The organism is Mesorhizobium sp. M1D.F.Ca.ET.043.01.1.1 (assembly GCF_003952385.1).
Lineage (GTDB): Bacteria > Pseudomonadota > Alphaproteobacteria > Rhizobiales > Rhizobiaceae > Mesorhizobium.
The window spans coordinates 5,504,100-5,524,192 of sequence record NZ_CP034444.1; the positions used below are offsets into that span (position 1 = coordinate 5,504,100).

Annotated in this window: 19 protein-coding genes and 1 tRNA gene; 14 read left to right on the plus strand and 6 right to left on the minus strand. The window is 62.3% G+C overall.

What is annotated here, in order from left to right; translation table 11 throughout:
• Positions 1-75: 75 nt before the first annotated feature.
• On the minus strand, positions 76-1,023 hold the full coding sequence (locus EJ067_RS26700) for a trypsin-like peptidase domain-containing protein (RefSeq protein ID WP_126088161.1): 948 nt from the start codon (positions 1,021-1,023) through the stop codon (positions 76-78).
• Positions 1,024-1,191: 168 nt separating this feature from the next.
• Between EJ067_RS26700 and EJ067_RS26705 the strand changes: the two genes are divergently transcribed.
• The 3 genes from EJ067_RS26705 to EJ067_RS26715 all read left to right on the plus strand — a co-directional run bounded on the left by EJ067_RS26705 (position 1,192) and on the right by EJ067_RS26715 (position 3,699).
• Entirely contained in the window at positions 1,192-2,064 is an 873-nt protein-coding gene (locus EJ067_RS26705) for a S1C family serine protease (RefSeq protein ID WP_126088162.1), read from the plus strand.
• An 8-nt stretch (positions 2,065-2,072) separates the two neighbouring features.
• Positions 2,073-2,714, plus strand: a complete 642-nt coding sequence (locus tag EJ067_RS26710) for a LuxR C-terminal-related transcriptional regulator (protein ID WP_126088163.1) — start codon at positions 2,073-2,075, stop codon at positions 2,712-2,714.
• A 118-nt stretch (positions 2,715-2,832) separates the two neighbouring features.
• Entirely contained in the window at positions 2,833-3,699 is an 867-nt protein-coding gene (locus tag EJ067_RS26715; protein ID WP_126088164.1) for an NAD(P)-dependent oxidoreductase, read from the plus strand.
• A gap of 15 nt (positions 3,700-3,714) precedes the next feature.
• Here EJ067_RS26715 and EJ067_RS26720 read toward each other — a convergent pair whose 3' ends face one another.
• Together EJ067_RS26720 and EJ067_RS26725 are read right to left on the minus strand one after the other, a co-directional pair.
• Positions 3,715-4,233: a TIGR00645 family protein gene (locus tag EJ067_RS26720; RefSeq protein WP_126088165.1), complete on the minus strand. Its 519-nt coding sequence runs from the start codon at positions 4,231-4,233 to the stop codon at positions 3,715-3,717.
• Positions 4,234-4,601: 368 nt separating this feature from the next.
• Positions 4,602-6,161 (minus strand): OmpA family protein, encoded by a 1,560-nt coding sequence (locus EJ067_RS26725; protein ID WP_245468051.1) that lies wholly within the window; start codon positions 6,159-6,161, stop codon positions 4,602-4,604.
• Positions 6,162-7,079: 918 nt separating this feature from the next.
• Between EJ067_RS26725 and EJ067_RS26730 the strand changes: the two genes are divergently transcribed.
• Complete coding sequence (locus EJ067_RS26730; protein WP_126088167.1) at positions 7,080-7,526, plus strand: YcgN family cysteine cluster protein; 447 nt, start codon at positions 7,080-7,082, stop codon at positions 7,524-7,526.
• Between the two features lie 293 nt (positions 7,527-7,819).
• The gene (locus tag EJ067_RS26735) at positions 7,820-8,176 is read left to right on the plus strand and encodes a hypothetical protein (RefSeq protein WP_126088168.1); all 357 of its coding nucleotides are present in this window, start codon (positions 7,820-7,822) and stop codon (positions 8,174-8,176) included.
• 169 nt (positions 8,177-8,345) lie between these two features.
• Here the strand turns inward: EJ067_RS26735 and EJ067_RS26740 are convergent, their stop codons facing one another.
• A complete protein-coding gene (locus tag EJ067_RS26740) occupies positions 8,346-9,056 on the minus strand; it encodes an SIMPL domain-containing protein (protein WP_126088169.1) in 711 nt (236 codons plus the stop codon).
• Between the two features lie 135 nt (positions 9,057-9,191).
• On the opposite strand from EJ067_RS26740, the gene EJ067_RS26745 reads away from it, so the two are divergent.
• A tRNA-Ile gene (locus EJ067_RS26745) sits at positions 9,192-9,267 on the plus strand.
• A 412-nt stretch (positions 9,268-9,679) separates the two neighbouring features.
• On the opposite strand, the gene EJ067_RS26750 is transcribed toward EJ067_RS26745, so the two are convergent.
• Both EJ067_RS26750 and EJ067_RS26755 read right to left on the minus strand, forming a co-directional pair.
• Entirely contained in the window at positions 9,680-10,153 is a 474-nt protein-coding gene (locus EJ067_RS26750; protein ID WP_245468052.1) for a hypothetical protein, read from the minus strand.
• Positions 10,154-10,187: 34 nt separating this feature from the next.
• Positions 10,188-10,778, minus strand: coding sequence for an amino acid synthesis family protein (locus tag EJ067_RS26755; RefSeq protein ID WP_126088170.1), 591 nt, complete (start codon positions 10,776-10,778; stop codon positions 10,188-10,190).
• 165 nt (positions 10,779-10,943) lie between these two features.
• Between EJ067_RS26755 and EJ067_RS26760 the strand changes: the two genes are divergently transcribed.
• The 8 genes from EJ067_RS26760 (at position 10,944) to EJ067_RS26795 (ending at position 20,006) form a co-directional block, all read left to right on the plus strand.
• Positions 10,944-12,758, plus strand: coding sequence for a helix-turn-helix domain-containing protein (locus EJ067_RS26760; RefSeq protein WP_126088171.1), 1,815 nt, complete (start codon positions 10,944-10,946; stop codon positions 12,756-12,758).
• Between the two features lie 142 nt (positions 12,759-12,900).
• The gene (locus EJ067_RS26765) at positions 12,901-13,887 is read left to right on the plus strand and encodes a flavin reductase (protein WP_126088172.1); all 987 of its coding nucleotides are present in this window, start codon (positions 12,901-12,903) and stop codon (positions 13,885-13,887) included.
• Positions 13,888-13,907: 20 nt separating this feature from the next.
• Positions 13,908-15,419, plus strand: coding sequence for an aldehyde dehydrogenase (locus EJ067_RS26770; protein WP_126088173.1), 1,512 nt, complete (start codon positions 13,908-13,910; stop codon positions 15,417-15,419).
• A 41-nt stretch (positions 15,420-15,460) separates the two neighbouring features.
• On the plus strand, positions 15,461-16,540 hold the full coding sequence (locus EJ067_RS26775; protein WP_126088174.1) for an LLM class flavin-dependent oxidoreductase: 1,080 nt from the start codon (positions 15,461-15,463) through the stop codon (positions 16,538-16,540).
• 1 nt (position 16,541) lies between these two features.
• Positions 16,542-17,351: an alpha/beta fold hydrolase gene (locus EJ067_RS26780; protein WP_126088175.1), complete on the plus strand. Its 810-nt coding sequence runs from the start codon at positions 16,542-16,544 to the stop codon at positions 17,349-17,351.
• On the plus strand, positions 17,348-17,662 hold the full coding sequence (locus EJ067_RS26785) for an NIPSNAP family protein (RefSeq protein WP_126088176.1): 315 nt from the start codon (positions 17,348-17,350) through the stop codon (positions 17,660-17,662). Before EJ067_RS26780 ends, EJ067_RS26785 begins: the two co-directional genes overlap by 4 nt.
• 144 nt (positions 17,663-17,806) lie before the next feature.
• Complete coding sequence (locus EJ067_RS26790; protein WP_245468053.1) at positions 17,807-19,075, plus strand: glycine betaine/L-proline ABC transporter ATP-binding protein; 1,269 nt, start codon at positions 17,807-17,809, stop codon at positions 19,073-19,075.
• Entirely contained in the window at positions 19,068-20,006 is a 939-nt protein-coding gene (locus EJ067_RS26795; RefSeq protein WP_095781398.1) for a proline/glycine betaine ABC transporter permease, read from the plus strand. The genes EJ067_RS26790 and EJ067_RS26795 overlap by 8 nt, the downstream gene beginning before the upstream one ends.
• Positions 20,007-20,093: the final 87 nt, after the last annotated feature.

Sequence of the window (20,093 nt, forward strand, 5' to 3'; positions counted from 1 at the left end):
TTTTACGCAATTCCGGACGAAAAACCGTTACACACTTTTCCTGGAATTGCTCTAGGGAATGGCGATGACGGCCGCCTAGCTGTTCCGCGCCACCGGCGTTACGACCACCTGGCTGACGCCGCTGCGGCGCACGACGGTGCAGAGCGTCTCGCGGCCGATGCGTTCGGCATCGAGCATGCGCACCAGGTCATCGACGCCGGTGACGGGCCGGCCGTCGATGGCCGCGATGATGTCGCCCTCCTTCAGCCCGGCCTTGGCGGCGGGACCGTTCCTCTCGACGCTGCGCAGGCGCACCGCGGTGTTGGTGGTCACCTGCGACAAGAGTGCCGCACGGCGCGGCAGGTTGGTCGTATCGGCGGAGACGCCGATGAAGGCGCGGCGCACGCGGCCGAAGCGGATGATCTCGGAGATGACGAAGTTGGCGGTGTTGGAGGCGACCGCGAAGGCAATGCCCTGCGCGCCGTGGATCATGGCGGTGTTGACGCCGATCACCTCGCCGGCCGAGGACACCAGCGGCCCGCCGGAATTGCCGGCGTTCAGGGCGGCATCCGTCTGGATGACGTCGTCGATCAGCCGGCCGGTCGAGGCGCGCATCGAGCGGCCGAGCGCCGAGACGACGCCGGCGGTGACCGTCCATTCGAAGCCCAGCGGATTGCCGATCGCGATCGCGATCTGGCCGCGTCTGAGGCGTTTGGAATCACCGAGCGGCGCGACGTCGGCGAAGCTGCCGTCGGCGCGCACCAGCGCAATGTCGGTGTCGGGGTCGCGGCCAAGCACGTGACCCTCGCGGGCGGCGCCATCCGGCATCGTGACGCGCACGGCGCGCGCGTCGCCGACGACATGGAAGTTGGTGACGACAAGCCCGTCCTGCGCGATCACGAAGCCGGAACCGTGGCCGCCGGCGCCGATGCGCTCGATGCGGCAGACGGCCGGGCCGATACGATCGACCGCGTCGGCGACGGATGACGAATAGGCATCGAGCAAGGTGTCGTCGGATGGAATTTTTTCGGCCGCTAACGCCATCGGTGTGTTCCCATGTGATCTTGCGGAATGATGACTATATGTGCGGAGCGGGCACGACCGCCGCGACCTGACCATGTGGCCAGTCAGGCCGGCCACTAGCCGTCAGGCGAGTACCCCCGACGGCGCTGCGGAGCGATATTTGGGTTACCGAACCCAGGAGATATTCTTATGAGCATCAATCTCAGTGCCTTTTCCGATGCGATCGCCGATGTCGCGGCCGCCGCCGCTCCGGCAGTGGCGAGTTTCGTCACGCATCACCACCGCACCGCGAGCGCCTTCCATTGGCGCGACGGCTTCTTTATCGCCGCCGAGGAAGCGGTCGAGGCCGGCGAGGAGGTCGAGCTGACGCTGGCCTCGGGTGAAAACGTCAAGGCCGAGCTCGTCGGCCGTGATCCGTCGACGGGCGTTGCCCTGCTGAAGCCAGCATCCGCCGCTGCCAGTCTGCCGCAACTGCCTCAAGGTGCCGCAGTGCGCCCCGGCCATGTGGCGATCGCCGTCGGCAACAGCGAGGGAGCAGCGCTTGCCGTGTTGGGCACGGTCGGCGAAGTCGGGCCGGCATGGCGCTCGATGCGCGGCGGCACGATCGACCGACGCATCAACCTCGCCATCAACACCGGGGGCCGCTTCGAGGGCGGTCCGGTGCTCGACGCCAAGGGCGGTCTGATCGGCATGCTGCTGTTCGGGCCGCGCCGGCGGGCGCTCGTCATGCCCTACGAGACAATCGAGCGCGCGGTGGCGACGCTGCGCGAGAAAGGCCATGTCGTGCGCGGCTATCTCGGCGCCGGGCTGCATCCGATCCGCAACGGCGACACGCGGGGCGCCATGGTGATGAGCCTCGACGACAGCGGCCCGGCGAAAGCCGCCGGCCTGCATGTCGGCGACATCATCGTCGCCTGGAACGGCGAGGCGGTGCAGGGACCGCGCGAGCTGATCCGCAGGCTCGGGCCGGACAGCGCCGGCACGGCCGTGACGCTCGGCATCCTGAGCGGCGGCGTTCAGCACGACGTTTCGATCACCATCGGCGAAAAACCGCTGAGCTGAGAGGGGCTATGGCAACCAGCGCAGCGCAGACGATCGCGAGACCGGAGCCGGCGACCCACCGGCTGACGGCGCTGATCGCGCTCGGCGACGCCGGGCGCGCCGAGCAGCTGGCCGACGCGCTTGCGGCGAGCGACGACCTGCTGCCGGTGATTGCCGGAAGCAGCATGGGTCAAACGGCGGATGTCGCCTTGGTCGACGAGGCTGCCTTGGAAAGCCGCGCCGTGAGCCCGGCAACGCCCAGCGTGCTGCTCTCGCGGCGCGCCGGCCACGAACGGTCGGCCGGCAATGTGTTTGCGACGCTGCCTGCCTCTGCCGACAGCCTGCTGATTGCAGCCGCTTTGCGCCTGGCGGCGTCCGGCTATCGCATCAGCAGGGCAGGGCAGTCAGAGGCACATGGCGATTTCCATGGCGAACTTTCCGAGGACGAGGCGACCGACGACAACCAGGTCCGCGCGGCGTTGTCGCCGCGCGAGGCGGAAGTCCTGGCGCTGCTGGCGGAAGGCGCGCCCAACAAGGTGATCGCCCGGCGGCTCAACATTTCCGTCCATACGGCGAAGTTCCATGTCGCCGCGATCCTGATCAAGCTTGGCGCCGCCAACCGCACCGATGCCATCGCCACAGCGATGCGACAAGGACTGGTGCTGGTATAGACTTCGCCGGCGCCGCCTTTCAGGACGACGCAGCGTAATCTCGTTCAGGCGCCTGGGGCCTTGCGCCAGGGCTATCCGCCGCGCAAGTTGCCTCCTTCGTTGAAGAGGGAGGCAAAGGATGTCGCTCAAGGGTAAGACGCTGTTCATCTCGGGCGGGTCGCGCGGCATTGGGCTGGCGATCGCGCTGCGCGCGGCGCGCGACGGCGCCAATGTGACGATCGCGGCCAAGACCGCCGAGCCGCATCCGAAGCTGCCGGGCACGATCTACAGCGCGGCCGAAGAGATCGAGCAGGCCGGCGGCAAGGCGCTGGCGGTGCTGTGCGACATCCGCGAGGAGGCGCAGGTGGCCGACGCGGTGGCGAAAACCGTGGAGCGGTTCGGCGGCATCGACATCTGCGTCAACAATGCCAGCGCCATCCAGCTCACCGGCACGCTGGAGACCGACATGAAACGCTACGATCTGATGCACCAGATCAACACGCGCGGCACGTTCCTGGTGTCCAAAATGTGCATTGCGCATCTGAAGTTGGCGAAGAATCCTCATATTCTGAATCTGGCGCCGCCGCTCGACATGAAGGCCAAATGGTTCAAGAACCATGTCGCCTACACCATGGCCAAGTTCGGCATGTCGATGTGCACGCTCGGCATGAGCGCCGAGTTCGCCGAAGCCGGCATCGCCGTCAATTCGCTGTGGCCGATCTCGACCATCGACACGGCTGCCGTGCGCAATCTCTTGGGCGGCGCGACGGTGGCGGCGATGAGCCGTTCGCCCGACATCATGGCCGATGCGGCGCACGCGATCTTCCTGCGGCCGTCACGCCAGGCGACCGGCAATTTCTACATCGACGAGGAGGTGCTTCGCGCCGAAGGCGTCACGGATTTTTCGGTCTATGCGCCTAGCGGAACTGATCAGCTCGCAGGTGATTTTTTCGTTCCCGACGAGGTGTTCGCGAACTCGCAGACGAAGGTCAAGAGGATCTACTGACGAGCCGCAAACGTCTCACTCGGCCTCCGCCTTCTTGCCCTTCGCCAGCGCCATCACCCGGTCGATATAGGCCAGCATAAGCGCCGAGAAGACGAAGGCCAGATGCATGACGGTCAGCCACATGAGCTGATCGCTTGTGTAGGAAGCGTGGTTGAGGAAGACCTGAAGCAGGTGGATGGAGGAGATCGCGACGATGGTCGAGGCGACCTTGACCTTCAGCGAGCCGACGTCGATCGTGCCGAGCCAATGGACCTCGCCGTCCTGCGCGTCGAAGCGGCTGACGAAATTCTCGTAGCCCGAAATGATCACCATCACCACCAGCGAGGCGACTAGGGCGGCATCGATCAGGCCAAGCATCTTCAGGATCGTATCGGTGTCGCCGAGCGTGAAAACGCTCATCACGAACTCGTAGAGCTTCTTGCCGAAGGACAGCGCGTAGGTCGCGAGCGCCAGGCCGAGCCCCAGATAGAAGGCGACCAGCAGCCAGCGCGAGGCAAGGATGACGGATTCGATGGCGAGTTCGAGGCGCTTCATGACGTGTTCCGGGCTGGTTTCGCTTTGATCACTTGTCTTTGCGCAATTCCGGACGGAAAACAGCTGCGCACTTTTCCTGGAATTGCTCTGCGGGGTCGGTCCGTATTTCGGGCAGACGGCCCCTGTTTTCAAGGCAAGAAAAGCCCCGCCGGAGAGGGGGCGCCGGCGGGGCTCATGTGTCCCGCTGGAGTCGGGACAGGGCAGGGAACGCCCTGATTGGAATCTGGGCGCCGCAATGCGGCGATTCAATGAGCGCGGCAGGGCAAGCGGGACAATTCTTCTTCACTTTTCAAGAATGAGGCCCATCCGGATCCGGACGGGCCTCCTCTTCTCGCTCTGATTCCGAAAATCGGCTCAGGATTTTGAAATCATTGCTCGTTGTTGCTCGCCACCGGCGCCACCAGCGAGGTGATGCGGCGGATGGCGACACGGCGGTTCTCCCGGTTCGGGCCGGACGTATTCACCTTGAGGTACTCCTCGCCATAGCCCTGCGTGGTAAGGTTCTCGGCAGGGATGCCGAAGGCATTGGTCAACGCCTCGGCGACCGACTCGGCGCGCCGGTCCGACAGCGCGAGGTTGGCGTCGGGCGTGCCGACGGCGTCGGTGTGGCCCTCGATGAGGAAGGTTTCCGCCGGATTCTTCTTCAGCAGCTTCTCCATCGCGGTGGCCACGCCTTCGAGCTTCTGCACCTCCTCATCGGAGATCGTGGCCGAGCCGAAGTCGAAGTTCAGCGTGTCGAGATCGATGCGGCGGGCGATGTCGCGCACGCGGGCCGAGCGCTTGACCTCGTCTATCGAATAGAGGCGCTGCACCCTCTCCACCGGCGGCTGCTCGAGGAAGGTGTAGTACTCGTCCGGATCCTCGACTTCCTCCGAATCCAGGATGTAGTCCCGGCGCGAGATATCGAGCCGCATAGGCGGCAGGTCGTCGCCCGGATCACGCCAGTCGTCGACATTCTGGTAGTACCGCTCGTCGACATAGCTCAGCACATATTCGCGTCCGTCCGGCATGATGCGCGAACGCTGGACGACATCGCCATTGCGGTTGCGGATGGTGACGATCCTGACGCCGTTGTCGCGTTCCACGATTTCGCGGGTGCGGCCACGCGGCAGATCCTCGTAATAGACATCCCTGGCGCCGCGGGTGATGCGAGGCGCCTCGTTGCTCTCGACGATCGTCTGGTTGTTGAACTGGACGATCACGCGGTCGCCGAACTGCTTGACCACGTCCGCGCCCTGCGGCCGGCGGCGATCGCGCACCACCTGCTCGGGCGTAAGCTCGATCCGCTTGCCCTTTTCTTCCGTCACCGGAACAATCTTCTCGGGCGCGATTGCCTGCTGTGCCGCCTTGTCGTCGGTGGGCGGCGGTCCTTGGTCGACCGGCGCCGGCTTCGGGGCCTGAGCCTGTTCGCCAGTCTGCTGTTCGGTCTGGGTGCCAGTTTGGCCGGTGCCACCTTGCTCAACGCCGGCCTGGCCGTTCTCGGTCTGGCCGGTCGGCTGGCGGCCCTTGCGCTTGCGCACCACATCCTTCTGGCTGTCGAAGAGGGGGGCCTCGTTCGCATTGGCAGGGGCTTCGCCCTGTGCGGCGGCGCCGGCATTCGCGCCGCCTTGGGCCGGCTGCTCGCCGGTAGCAGGCTGGCCGCCAGTCGTTGCCTGGCCTTCGCCGAAGGGCTGCTTGGTCGAAGGTTGCTCTCCCGTCACCGCTTGACCGGTGCCGGGCTGCTCACCGAAGGCCTTCTTGCGCTTCTTCGTCTTGTCCAGAGGCTGTTCGCCCTCGGCCGGTGCAGCCTGCTGATTGTTCTGCTGCGGTTCGGCCTGCTGCGCCGGCTCGCCTGCAGGGGCTTCGGTCTTCGGCGTCTGCTCGGTCGGGGCGGTTTCAGTCTGTTGCTGCTGATCGCGCTTCTTCTTGCGCAGCTTGTCCTGCGGCAAGTTGTCGTTGGCGGGCGCCGCCTGCTCGGCTGGCTGCTCGGCCGGCGCGGTCTCGGTCTGTTGCTGCTGGTTGCGCTTCTTCTTGCGCGGCTGGAGCTGCTGCTCGTCGGCCGCAGGCTGGCCGCCCTGATCGGCCGGCGCCGCCTCGATCTGCTGCTGCTGGTCGCGTTTCTTCTTGCGCGGCTGGAGCTGCTGCTCGTCGGCCGCGGGCTGGCCGCCCTGATCGGCCGGCGCCGCCTCGATCTGCTGCTGCTGGTCGCGTTTCTTCTTACGCGGCTGGAGCTGCTGCTCGTCGGCCGCAGGCTGGCCGCCCTGATCGGCCGGCGCCGCCTCGATCTGCTGCTGCTGGTCGCGCTTCTTCTTGCGCGGCTGGAGCTGCTCGGCCGGCGCTGCCTGCTCGGCCTGGCCGGTATCCATCTGCTGCTGGTCCTGCCGCTTCCGGCGCGGCTTCTGCTCGGGCTCGGCGGGCTGCTCGGCCGGGGCCGATTCCGTCTGCTGTTGCTGCTCGCGTTTCTTTCTCTTCGGCTGCTGGGCTTCCCCCTGCTGGCCGCCTTGCGCACACTCCTCCGCCGACTGGCCTTCGGCGCAGTTCGACTGCGCCAGGATAAGCGGCGCTCCCCGCGAGGCGCCGAAATCGGCTTGCAGCGGATACGCGCCCAACGGCGCGGATGCCATAAGCAGGCCGATTGCCGTACCCGCCAGAATCCGTGGTTGGCGTTTCATATCAATTTTCTCCTAGTAGGGTCCCATCCCTGCCCAAACTTTCATCAACCACAATTGGTTCCGTCAGGCATTGGCGGCAGCCAAGGATGCCCGGCCGGCCTTTTGAAGGCAATTTCGTGTTTTTCTAATGTTGATACTGGGTCAGTGCGACAGCAACGCTTGACCGGAAGGCCGCGGAGGGCCAAATCCAGCCGCATGACGGCACCGTTCTGGAAAACCAAGACGCTCGAGGCGATGACCCCGGCCGAGTGGGAATCACTCTGCGACGGCTGCGGCAAATGCTGCCTGTCCAAGCTCGAGGACGAGGATACGGGCGAAATCTTTTGGACGAGCGTGGGTTGCCGGCTCTTCGATGCCGAGAAATGCCTTTGCTCCGACTATGCCAACCGACTGGCGCGCGTGCCCGATTGCGTCGGGCTGACGCCGCAGAACGTGCGCACCATGACCTGGCTGCCCAAGACCTGCGCCTACCGGCTGGTGGCCGAGGGACACGATCTCTATTGGTGGCACAGGCTGGTTTCGGGAAGCGCGGAGACCGTGCATGAGGCCGGTATTTCGATCCGCGGCCGGGTGAAGGCCAAGGAAACCGATCTGGCCGAGCCGGACGACTATTTCGACTATATACTGGACGACGAACCGTGAGGGTTCGCATTTTGACGACGAACCCTGACGGGTTCGCGTTTTGACGACGAACCCTAGGGGTTCGCGTCTTGATGACGGACTTTAAGGGGAACCGGGCGCAGCCGTGGCGCGTTTCCGGCTCCGGATTTTGAAGTGAACGGGGATGGATCAGCGAGGACTTTGCCTTTCCTTCCACATGAACCGGGCATGAACGGCCGGTTCGCGGAAAGTTCAGACACGAAGTGGCATTTTGCAATCATTGGTTCGCCAATCATCAATTCAAGGGCCAGAGGCCCACAACAAGGAGAGAGACGATGTTCAACCAGATCAAGACGGCAGCCCTTTCGGCCCTTGTCGGCCTCGGCACGCTCGGCGCCATCCCGGCGGCGCACGCGGACAGCCTCTATCTCGGCTTCGGCAACGGCCCTGATCCCCGTTTCGGCGTCTACACCGGCGAAGATGATGACGGCTATTATCGTCGCGATCGCGAATGGCGCCGCCGCGGCTGCTCGCCGGACCGTGCGCTCGACAAGGCTGAGCGCATGGGCCTGCATCGCGTCCGCATCGTCGACATCAACCGGCGCACGGTGAAGGTCGCCGGCCGCCAGTATGGCGACCGCGTGGTGGTGGTCTTCGCCAACGAGCGCGGCTGCCCGATCATCTATCGCTAAGGCCCGGGCATGACCTTCTGGGAAGGTCAGCCCCCGAGGATGATCCTCTGAGGATCTCCTATCAGTAGCGGAGCCCCTTCAATGAGAAGCGCGCGGCTCGAAAAAACCCCGGAGGATCGATCCTCCGGGGTTTTTGCTGTCGGATTCCGAAACACCGGTCGGGCCGAGATCACTTCAGCTCGAACGTGACCGTGACCTGGACGGAGTAGGAGTTCTCGCCGGCCTGCACGGGAACGGCGGCGCGGGCGGCATCGAAGGCCTTGGCGTTCATCGGCATCGGCACCGGCGCGACATTCTGGTCGGTGATCTCGATCACCCTGCCGAGGCTGACGCCGGCGGCCTCGGCGAGCGTCTTGGCCTTGGCGATCGCATCCGCAACCGCCTTCTTGCGCGCCTCGACGATGGCGGCTTTCGGATTGTCATTGGTGAAGGCGATGCCGCCGCCCTGGTTGACGCCGAGCGACACCGCCTTGTCGAGGACGTCGCCGGTCTTGTCGACGTCGCGCACGCGCACCGACAGCGTGTTCGTCACCTGGTAGGCGACGAGCTCGGCTTCCTGGCTGCCGTCCGCCTTGTTGGTGTAGTTGTAGCGCGGGTTGATCTGGATGCCTGCCGTCTGCAGGTCGCGATCGGCGATACCGGCCGATTTCATCGCCGCGATCACCGCCGCCATGGCGTCGTTGTTGGCATCGAGCGCGGCGCGCGCCGTCTTGGCCTCGCGCATGACGCTGAGCGTCAGCATTGCCATATCCGGCGCCACGGTCGCTTCACCTTCGCCAGAAACGACGATGCGGGGTGGAAGCGGCGAATCGGCCGCGCTTGCAAATGCCGGAAACGCGAGCGCTGCGGCGAGCGCCATGGGCAAAAGATGTCTGGTCATCGAAATCTCCTCGGTCTGCGAACCAGTCGCGTTTTGGCAACTAGAGCGCGAATATGGGCTGATTTGGGCGGGCGTGGCCGGCGCCTTCGGAAAGCCTTGTGTCGCGAGGCGAAAAACACTAAGCCAGCCCGCGTGGGGCCTGTAGCTCAATGGTTAGAGCCGGCGGCTCATAACCGCTTGGTTGGGGGTTCGAGTCCCTCCGGGCCCACCATTATCGTTATTTATCAATGGTTTATGGACCGGTTCGCCAAAAGGTTCGCCAGGCTGTGGTTTGCGCGTCATCCCTAGAGGACGGGAGCCGCTCCGAACGCCGTGGAGGGTCGTTGCCCCTGCCGAAGAAATCGCGCGGTTGGGTTCCGGCGCGCGCCAATTCGCTCGGTTGTCATGCGGCTAAGGCAGTCTGGGACCCGTGCGTAGCGGCACGGCGGTGCGCCTCCCTTTTTTTGCGGCTTGTCTTACCTCAATATCCACGGTGGCGGTCTACGAGACCGACTAGTGGCTGTCCGGCCTGATGCCGGCGGATATTGTTTATCACCACCTCTGACTGAGAAACTTATCCATCTCGGCTTTACCGGCGAAACATTCGACGCCTCCAATCGACTGGCGAGACCGGCCCCAGGCGTTCAACTGAAAGCCGAAGGGCTGAAGCGCCAAAGTGAAGTCTTCGCGAGCACCCCGGTTCCGAGCACGCCGATGCGCAACGCACCTGGCGGCCGGAAACGCAAGGGCTGCCAGTCGCCGCCCGCCTGCTGCACACAATAGGCGAGGAGATCACGATGCAATGCCAGTACTGCCAGCGTGACGTATTCTGCCATCGCGTCAGAAATGCCCGGCTCGATCATCCGCACGACGGGCAACTCGGCCGGCAAGGCGTCGAAATCGAACTGGTCGCCCCCAGCTCCCAGCGAAAACAGCACCTCAAGGTTCGGGTACTTCGCGCTTATGTCTGTGGGCGGATGCCAGACGCCAAGATACTTCACCGAACGCGGGTCGACCGCGTCCGCGCAATAGTGGAAGGCGATTTCGGGAGCACGTTCGGCAAAGAGCGCTGCCCACTCGGCGCCGCGTTCGGCATCGGCATCATAGAGGAAGGTCATTTCGGCGCCCCGGGATTGCTGCGAAAGACGAAGCTCAGCGTGCCTGCCCCTCAGCTTCCATTTCCGCCATGTCCTGGAACCTGTCGGCGATACGTGGATGCGCCCGCCCGCCATCACAGGCGCCAATGGCGATCAGCACCTCATCCGCACCGGGTGCGTCCGGAACCTGGAAGTTGGCCGTCAGGAAGTGGGAGCGTTTGCCGGTTTCGCTCTTGTGGGTCATCGGCAGGGAAAGAAGGGCGCCTGGCCCGTTGCGGGTATTCGTGAAGCTCAGATAGGTCGTGCCGTCTACCGCCGTGCGGAACATATTGCCGAACCGCAAGGTATGGATCAGCGCCGATGCATGTTCGATCTCGCCATTGATGCCGACCGAAGCCGCCTTGCCGTAAGCCTCGACCTTATCCGCCGACAAGAGCGCCACCAATCGCTTAGTCATTTCGGCGCCAAGACCCGGCGCCAACCGGAGGATCTCTGGGCGCAAATTTTCAACGAATCCTTGACCGGCCCACGGGTTCTTCAACACGGCTGCGACCACCACCATGGAGATCGGTTGGTCGGCTTTCTTGCCACCCTCGACGAATACTTCCTCGATGAATGTGCAGAACTTTCTCACTCCGTGATCCATGGATTCCTCATCTGTTCGCTGGATTGTGGCGCAACCTAATGAGCAACGACGGTGAATGTCTTCCTTCGTTAGGGAGGAAAAACAGAACGGCCGGCACTTCGAAACGATGTAGAATTCAGCTCCCGCGCATGCCTAACTCAGCGGGTCGTGGCGCAGGGAGCGATTGTGGACAGGAAGGCGCAAATCTCGGTTCTCAAAGATGTCGCGAGTGAGATCAATTCCGGCGGCGATCTTGTCATGATCCTGAAGCACTTGGTTTTCGCCGCCTGCCGCCATGCAAACTGGACGCTCGGTTCGATCATGTCGATCGATGCCGCTCATGGTTATGCCCATGTGATGGTTCGCTATGATCCGACGTTGATCGAGCGAACGCTCCCTGACCGTTGGGAACTGGCGACGAGCCCCTCGCTGATCGCCTTGAAGCGGAACGAGCCAGTCTATATCCGCGACGTGCGCGAATCCGAGGAGTTTCCAGGTTATCGCCGCGAAGCTTTCGAGCGAGATTACCGCACCGTCCTCGTCATGCCTATGAACTGCAGCGACTTCGAGGGCCGGCCAATGGTGCTGAGCGTTGTGTCGCGGGATATCATGGAGGTCCCGGAAGAGGATTTGGCGTTTCTGGGTATGATCGTCCATCTCGGCGCCATCGCGATCGAGAGGGAGCAGCGGCTGGAAGCCGAACGGCAGGCCGGAGACAGGTTGCAAAAGGCGCTCAAGGCGCACACCTCCCTACTTGAACACGTGCTTGCAGACGGCTCAGTGTCTTCATTGTCGGCGATGGTCGGCAGCCTGCTGCCCAATCCGGTCGTCGTCGTCGATTTTACTGCGAACCAGATTATCGCCGGCCGCTCGCCAAGCGAGGTGCAGTTCGATGATGCCGCTTGGCAATCAGCAGCGGCCGGTCCGCTGAGCCGACAACTGGGAAAGGCAGCACGCGATACAATTGAGCGGGGCGGCAACAGCGGGGCGACGCTTTTTCTCGATGACGGCAGCTCCCGGCTCAATCTCGCCGCCCGCATCGAGCCCTTGACGGTCGACCGCCAACTTGTCGGGGCATTGATCATCTTTTCCACGTCGCGTGCCTTCAGCGATCTGGACCAGTTGCTGCTTGACAGCGCCAAGTTCGCGCTCAGCGTCCAAATGATGCGCAGTTTCATCCGATTCCGTTTCGAAACCCGCACACAGACCGAGCTTTTCTTCGAGGTGGTGGAGCGGCGTTGGCGCGACGCGGCAGATGTCCAGCAGCGAGCCCAGCGGCTCGGCATTAATTTCATGACGACTCAGCAAATCGTCGTCGTCGACTTTCCCGAGAGCGCGAAGAATCTTGGCGGAACGTCCGTCGATCTGCATCACAGTCTCGCTCGTATCATGCAGCAAGCTTCCGTTCCCGCGTGCGTCGTGGCCATCGATGGCGGGCTGGTGTGCCTCATTCCCAATGACGAGGTCTGGAAACAGGAGCGGACATCGAAACTGATGCGGCGCATCGCAGCGGATCTTGGCCAATATTTTGACGAACAACCGATCGTCATCGCCAGCAACGCCTGTGCCACCCTGACGGATTATCCGTTGGCTTGGGATCGCTGCAGCCGCATGATTGCCATCGCCCGTTCGTTCGGTCGGACCGGTGCGCTGTCCGGGCAGGATTTTGGGCCGTTGCCGATGCTCGTAGCGGCCGCGGGCGTCGACGACGTACGCGCTTTCGTTCAGGAAAGCGTCGGCGCCATCGCCGCCCATGACCGCCAGCATGGCACGCCCTATCTGAAAACGCTGTCGACTTATCTGAGGGAGGGCTGCCGCAGTGGCGCCTGCGCCGATGCGATGGGCCTGCACGTAACCACGCTGCGCTATCGCCTGTCGCGAATCCAGGAAATGTTCGGCATCGATGTCGAGACGCCAGAGCGACGCTTTGCCATCGAATTGGCCATTCACCTGCATGGTGTCACGGAAGGTCGTTCTTCGGCGGAAGATCAATCGACCTGACCTTTCGGATCGGCCCCCCCCCCCCCGTCTCTTACCGCAAACAGCAGCAATATTTCCCGCGCTCTTCCAGCTGAGTGAAGGAAGAAGGTCGCTCTTCTTGCGGTTAGCCTTCAACTGACAACCAACAGGAGGCGCTGATCCCATGTTGACCACGGGAACCGCAAAGATTCCGACGGCCATCGACCCAATCGCGTTGCGTCGGGCTTTCGGAACCTTTGTCACCGGCGTCACCATCATCACCACGCGGGACACGGACGGCAATCCGCGCGGCATGACGGCCAATTCCTTCACCTCGGTTTCGCTCGATCCGCCGCTGCTGCTCGTCTGCGTCGCAAAATCGGCGTCAAGCTTTGCTGCCTTTACGACGGCGGATTCCTTTGCGGTTAACCTGCTACATGAGGGACAGGTCGACATCTCGGCGATCTTCGCCTCGAAATCCCCCGATAAATTCCAGTCCGTCAATCACGACCGCGTTCATACCGGCGCGCCAATCCTGACGGACAGCCTTACCTGGTTCGACTGCACGATCTACAACAGGGTCGATGCAGGCGATCATGTCATCCTGATCGGCCAGGTGCAGGCTTTCGGTACGAGCCCTTCAGCGCCGCTGGGCTTTTGCCGCGGCCGATACGCGAGCGTCAAGGATCCGCTGCCGTCCGGCTGGCTGGCCTCGCACAACATGATCATCGGTTATCTGATCGAAGCCAGCGGTGAGATCCTGCTGCGAGCGGATGGAAGCGGTGGCTGGGCTCTGCCAACGGCCAAACGCCGTAAGGCCGGCAGCGAACTGCCGCTCAACGACGGAAAATCCCTCAAGCTGCTGTCAGACAACACCTTTCTTTACTCGATCTTCGATGTTGCTGACTGCGACCCCGGTTATCTAATCTATCGCGCCCGACTTGCCGATGGCGGACAAGGGCGCGACCTGCCGGAAGACCTGCGGTTCTTTGCCATTGACAAGCTGCCCTATGACCTCATCCCGACCCGGGAATTGCGGGCGATGCTCCGCCGCTATGTCCGCGAGCGCAAGCAGGAACGCTTTGGCATCTACATGGATTCCGGCGACGGCGGGCGACTGGCAATGATCGAGGGCGAGGCCCGCTCGTGGCATCAGGCCATTCAAGACTAACCCGAAATCAGGAAGCGACGATGAAGACGACGGTGAAATCGCTCGAGGGAATGCGCCTCAACCTCTTTATCGACGGCCGGTTTGTCGAACCGACATCCGGTCGCTACCTGGACAGTTTCGACCCGACCACCGCGGAGGCCTGGTATCAGTTTGCGGAAGCCGACGCCAACGATGTGCGAGTGGCGGTTGAGGCGGCGCAAAAGGCATTCGTCAATCCTGCCTGGCGACGTATGACGCAGACCGATCGCGGTAATCTGGTGCGCAAGCTGGCCGATCTAGTTCTCGCCAATGCCGACGACCTCGCGCTGATCGAAACACGCGACAATGGCAAGCTGATCAAGGAAATGCGGGCGCAGATGCGCTCAATCCCGGACTCTTACACTTACTTTGCCGGCATGGCTGACAAACTGCAGGGCGATACGATCCCGGTCAACAAGCTGGACCAGCTCAACTTCAACATGCGCGAACCGATCGGCGTCGTCGGCATGATCACACCCTGGAACTCGCCGCTGATGATGTTGACAGGAACGCTCGCTCCCTGTTTGGCGATTGGCAACACCATCGTCATCAAGCCTTCCGAGCACGCGACGGCCTCGACGCTGGCCTTGGCCGAGCTAATCATGGAAGCGGGGTTTCCGGCCGGCGTTGTCAACGTCGTCTCGGGAACGGGTGCGGTAACCGGCGACGCGCTGACGCGGCAAAAGGGCATCGCAAAATACGTCTTCACCGGCAGCACGGATACCGGCCGTAAAATTGCTGCTAACGCGGCGACCAACCTTGCGCAGTGCCAGATGGAACTCGGCGGCAAATCTCCCCACGTGATCTTTTCCGACGTTGATATCGAAAAGGCCGTTAATGGGGTCGTTTCGGGCGTCTTCGCAGCTGCGGGCCAGACCTGCGTCGCCGGCTCGCGCTGCTTCGTGGAGGCCAGCGTCTACGACCGCTTCATCGAAGCGTTGGTGGAACGCACCAACCGCATCACCGTCGGCCACCCATTGGAGGACAAGACGGATATCGGCCCGCTGGCCCTGTCGGCGCAGCTGGCGAAAGTTGAGTCCTACGTTGCTTCGGGCGTCAAGGAAGGGGCACGGATCGCGTCAGGCGGCAACCGTCCTCAGGCGCAAGAACTCGCCCGCGGCTGGTATTTCGAGCCGACCGTCATGATCGACGCCAAGAACGATATGTCCTTCATGCGCGATGAGCTTTTCGGACCGGTCGTTGGTGTCATGCCCTTTTCCTCGGAAGAAGACATGATCGAACTCGCCAACGACACACGCTACGGCCTCGCGTCCGGGATCTGGACCCAGAATATCGACCGGGCGATGCGCTTCGCCAACCGGATCGATGCGGGTACCGTTTGGATCAACACCTACCGGTCAGCAGCCTACATGTCCGCAAATGGCGGCTTCAAGGAAAGTGGTTACGGCAGGCGTGGCGGTTTCGACGTCATGCGCGAGTTCTCCAGGGCAAAAAATGTCGTCATCGACTATTCCGGCGCCATGCAGGATCCCTTTGTCATTCGACTGCGCTGACCGTCAGAAACACTGGGACAAACCATCCAAGGGAGATTGAAATGAAATTTGCCGTCTCATTGGGCATGGAGCGTTTCTCGCCAGAAACCTCGATGACGGCCGTAATGGACAATCTGCTGCAACTTGCCAAGATCGCAGACGCCGGCGGGTTTGAGACGATCTGGACGCCGGAGCACCACACAATCGAGTGCACGATATCACCCAATCCGTTTCAGATCCTCACGTGGGTATCCCAGCATACGAGCCGTATCCGCCTGGGAACGGCAACGCTTGCCGCCGCCTATTGGAATCCAATCCGTCTCGCTGGCGAAGCCGCACTGTGCGATCACCTTACGAACGGGCGCCTGGAATTCGGCATCGCCCGCGGCGCCTATCAGTACGAGTTCGACCGAATGGCGCCGGGCGTCCAGCAGCAGGAGGGCGTCGGCTACATGAAGGAACTGGTGCCAGCGGTCCAGAAGCTTTGGGCCGGTGACTATGCGCATGAGGGCCAGTACTGGAATTTTCCGCGAGCGACCTCGGTGCCGAAGCCGCTGCAGAAGGGGGGTCCTCGCATCTGGGTCGCCGCCCGCGATCCTGGCACCTTCGACTGGGCGATCGGCATCGGCGCCAACATCCTCTCCACGCCGCTCTCGCTTCCGGCGGCGGAAATCGGCGTGCTCGCCAGCAAGTTCAACAAGGCGGTCGCCGATCATCCCGAGGTGAAACGCCCAAAATTCATGATGCAGCGGCGCACTTGTGTCTACGACAGGGCCGACGACTGGCATCTCGCCGTCGAGCACAGCATGAACTATGGTCGCTATTTCGAAAACCTCATGCAGAACATTGGCACCGTGAAGAACGGTTTCCCGGAGGCCGTGCCCTTCGAAAGCGTTAAGGGCCGCGACAACTACAACCCGGAAAATATCCGCAAGAACCTGATGTTCGGAACGCCCGACGAAGTGATCGAGAAGCTGCTCGACTACGAAGCAGCTGGCGTCGATCAATATTGTCTCGGCCTCAGCTTCAATCTGCCCTTCGAACTGCAGAAGAAGACGCTTCGCCTGTTCACAGACGAGGTCATGCCCTTCTTTGCGCAACGCGAGCGCGAAACCCAGCAACTGGCCGCGGCAGGGTATTAGGATGACTGATACGCCGCGTCATACGGTCGGAGATGTGGTCCTGAACTATAGGGTTGACGGCAATGGGGCAGAGCCGCTGGTGCTCATCCACGGTGTCGGTTCCTACCTTGAAGCCTGGAGCGGAGTCGTCGAGCGGCTGAAGCATCGGTTCACCATCCTGACGTTCGACCTTCGGGGTCACGGAAACTCGTCGCGCGTCAAAGGCCGCTACGAGATCGACGATTTCGTTGCCGAAACACTTGCGTTGGCGGACAGTGTCGGCTTCGACCGTTTCCATCTGGCCGGTTTTTCGCTTGGCGGGTTGATCGCACAGCGGTTGGCACTGACGCATCTTCCGCGCATTCAGCGCCTGGTTCTCCTTTCGACGGTCGCGGGACGCACGCCCGAGGAGCGGGAGCGCGTTCTCGCCCGCCTCGCCGCTCTTCGCAGCGGCGAACCGGGATCGCACTATGACGCATCCCTGTCGCGTTGGCTGACTGAGGATTTCCAGAAGAAGAATCCCGATCTGATCGCAACGCTTAGGCAGCGAAATTCTCAGAACGATCCGGACTGTTACGCTTCTGCCTACCGGGTTCTCGCCGAGACCGACTTCGGCGGTTTTCTCGACCAGATTCGCTGCCCGACGTTGATTGCAACCGGCGAGGAGGATGCAGGCTCCAATCCGCGCATGGCAAGATATATGCACGAGCGCATCCCTGGCTCCGAGCTCCGCGTCCTTCCGGGGCTGCGGCATTCAATCCTGACGGAAGCACCCGATCTCGTCGCATCGATGATGGCGGACTTTTTGACCGTGCCGGAGACCGTGAAATGATCGTTGAAGAGCGTATCTATCGCATAAGATCGGGCAAAACCTCCGAATATTTGAAGCTTGTGCGCGAGGAGGGGCTGGCAATCCAGGAACCGATTCTCGGCGGACTGATCGGCTATTTCGTCACCGAGGTCGGGCCGCTGAACCAGGTGGTCCATCTGTGGCGATATGCCGATTTCGCCGATCGCGTCGCGCGCCGGCGCACGTTGTCGGAAGATTCGCGCTGGCGGGCCTTCATTCCGAAACTGACGGCGCTGATCGAAAGCGCGGAAAACCGTATCCTTCTTCCGACCGATTTTTCACCACTCCAATAGAAGAAGGGAAACGCAAGGCAAACCCTGAAGCCAACCGGCGCACGGTGGAGTTGCACTGCAGTAAATGCACCTCGGTTTGGAGGAAGTGTAGCAGCAAAAATCCTCCGTGTTCGCGGAAGACGATCTAGCTGACATGCCCCTTAATTGATCCTCGTCAAGAAATTGCGGGTCGGGAACATCCGTATCGTTGAAACATGGGAGCCATTGGTGACAGAGCGATTGAGAGTAGAGAATCTGTATAAGATTTTCGCCCCTTCACCCACCAGAGCCATGACGCTGCTCGCCACCGGCGCGGATAAGGCGCGCGTCCTTGCGGAGACCGACGCCGTCGTCGGTCTGAATAACGTCTCGCTTTCCGTTCCCTCAGGCGCGATCTACATGGTCATGGGCCTTTCGGGGTCCGGCAAATCGACGCTGGCGCGTTGCATCAACAGGCTGAACGAACCAACGGCAGGCAAGATCCTGCTCGACGATATCGACATCGTGCCACTATGCGAGGACGCGCTTCGCGAATTGCGGCGCACGCGCATCTCCATGGTCTTCCAGCATTTTGCCTTGTTGCCAAACAAATCGGTGATCGAAAATGCCGAATTCGGCCTGAAGTTGCGTGGCGTTTCCGCCGCGCCGCGACGCAAGCGCGCTGAAGAGGTGCTGGCGATCGTCGGTCTCGCCAAATGGGCCTATCATCGCCCGCATGAACTCTCCGGCGGCATGCGCCAGCGTGTCGGCTTGGCGCGGGCGCTGGCGACCGATGCCGACGTCCTCATAATGGACGAAGCCTTCAGCGCCCTTGACCCGCTGATCAGGACCGAGATGCAGGATGAGTTGCTGCGGCTGCAGCACACGCTGAAGAAGACCATCCTCTTCATCACTCATGACTTCCAGGAGGCGCTGAAACTCGGAACGCGCATCGCCATTATGTCCGAAGGCGAATTGGTGCGCGAGGGAACACCGCAATCGATCGTGCTCGAACCAGGCAGCGATTATGTCGCCGCCTTCACGCGCGAAGTCGACCGGTCGCGATTGTTTGACGCACGGTCGGTGATGCGCACCGGTTCGACGGTGTCAGGCGTTGGTTCGGCGCGGATCGTCGGCGACGCCGAGCATCCCGAGGCCATGAGTTTTGCCATCGACGCGTCGAACCGCATCGTCGGCTGTCTCGACGCTGCGGCCCTGCAACAGGTAAAGGCTGGCAAGCCGGTCGATGCCCTTTTGACGCGTGATTTCGTCGCGGTGGGCGGCACCACCAAGCTCGTGGATGTCGCTGGCTTGTATCAGAGCGGCAAGGCAATGGCGGTCATTGACGAGGACGGCTGCTTCCTCGGCATGCTTGAACCCGAACATATCCTTGGACGGATCGCCTCGGCGGCGAGATCGACAGCGCCTGCTTCGATGGGAGGCCACAATGCTTGATGCCGATGATCTAGCCATCTTTCCGGTGGACCAGTGGATTGCAGACGCCGTCCAATGGGTCGCGCTCCACCTCCGTCCACTGTTTCTTGCAATCAAGTGGCCGGTCGAAAACCTGTTGTCGTTCAACGATTACATACTGCACGAAATTCCGTTTCCGATCTTCGTCGTTCTGGTGTTCTTGACCGCCTATCGGCTTGCCAGCATCGGCATCGCGGTGTTCAGCGCCATCTCACTTGTCGTGATCGCAGCCATCGGTGTCTGGACCGAGGCCATGACAACGCTTTCGCTGATTACCACGGCCATCGTGTTTTGCACCGCCATCGGCGTGCCGACCGGCATCTGGTGTGCTCGTAACGACAAGGTCTGGAGCGTGGTGCGGCCGGTGCTCGACATTATGCAGACCACACCGACGTTCGTTTACCTCGTGCCGGTCGTCATGCTGTTCGGCGTGGGCACAGTGCCGGGCGAAGTGGCGGTCGTAACAGCAGCTGCACCGCCGCTAATCCGCTTCACCAATCTGGGTATTCGCATGGTAGAGCAGGAAATGGTCGAAGCAGGTCTCGCCTTCGGCGCCGATAAGCGGCAGCTTCTGTGGGAAATACAGCTGCCGTTGGCTATCCCCACCATTCTCGGAGGACTGAACCAGACCGTGCTGACTGCGATGGTGATGTCCGTAGTCGTCGCCATGATCGGCGCGGAAGGCCTTGGCCTCGTGGTTCTCCAAGGTCTCGGACGTCTCGATGTCGGTCGCGCCGCCGTCGGTGGCATCGCCATCGTCCTGCTCGCCATGATGCTTGATCGGATCACCCAGCAGCTTGCCCAGCCGACCGACCGCAAGCGCAGGTCGGTGCTGCGCTACCTTTTCAATCTTTTCAAGGGTGAGCGATCGCAGGAGGCCATCGCAACATCCGCAGCGAACCGCACGCATTGAGCGGAATCGCTCCGGCGGCAACCACCACCGGAATGACAACAGACACCGGCGGCTCGTTCCGCCGGCCAGGAATTCACTTGCCTATCC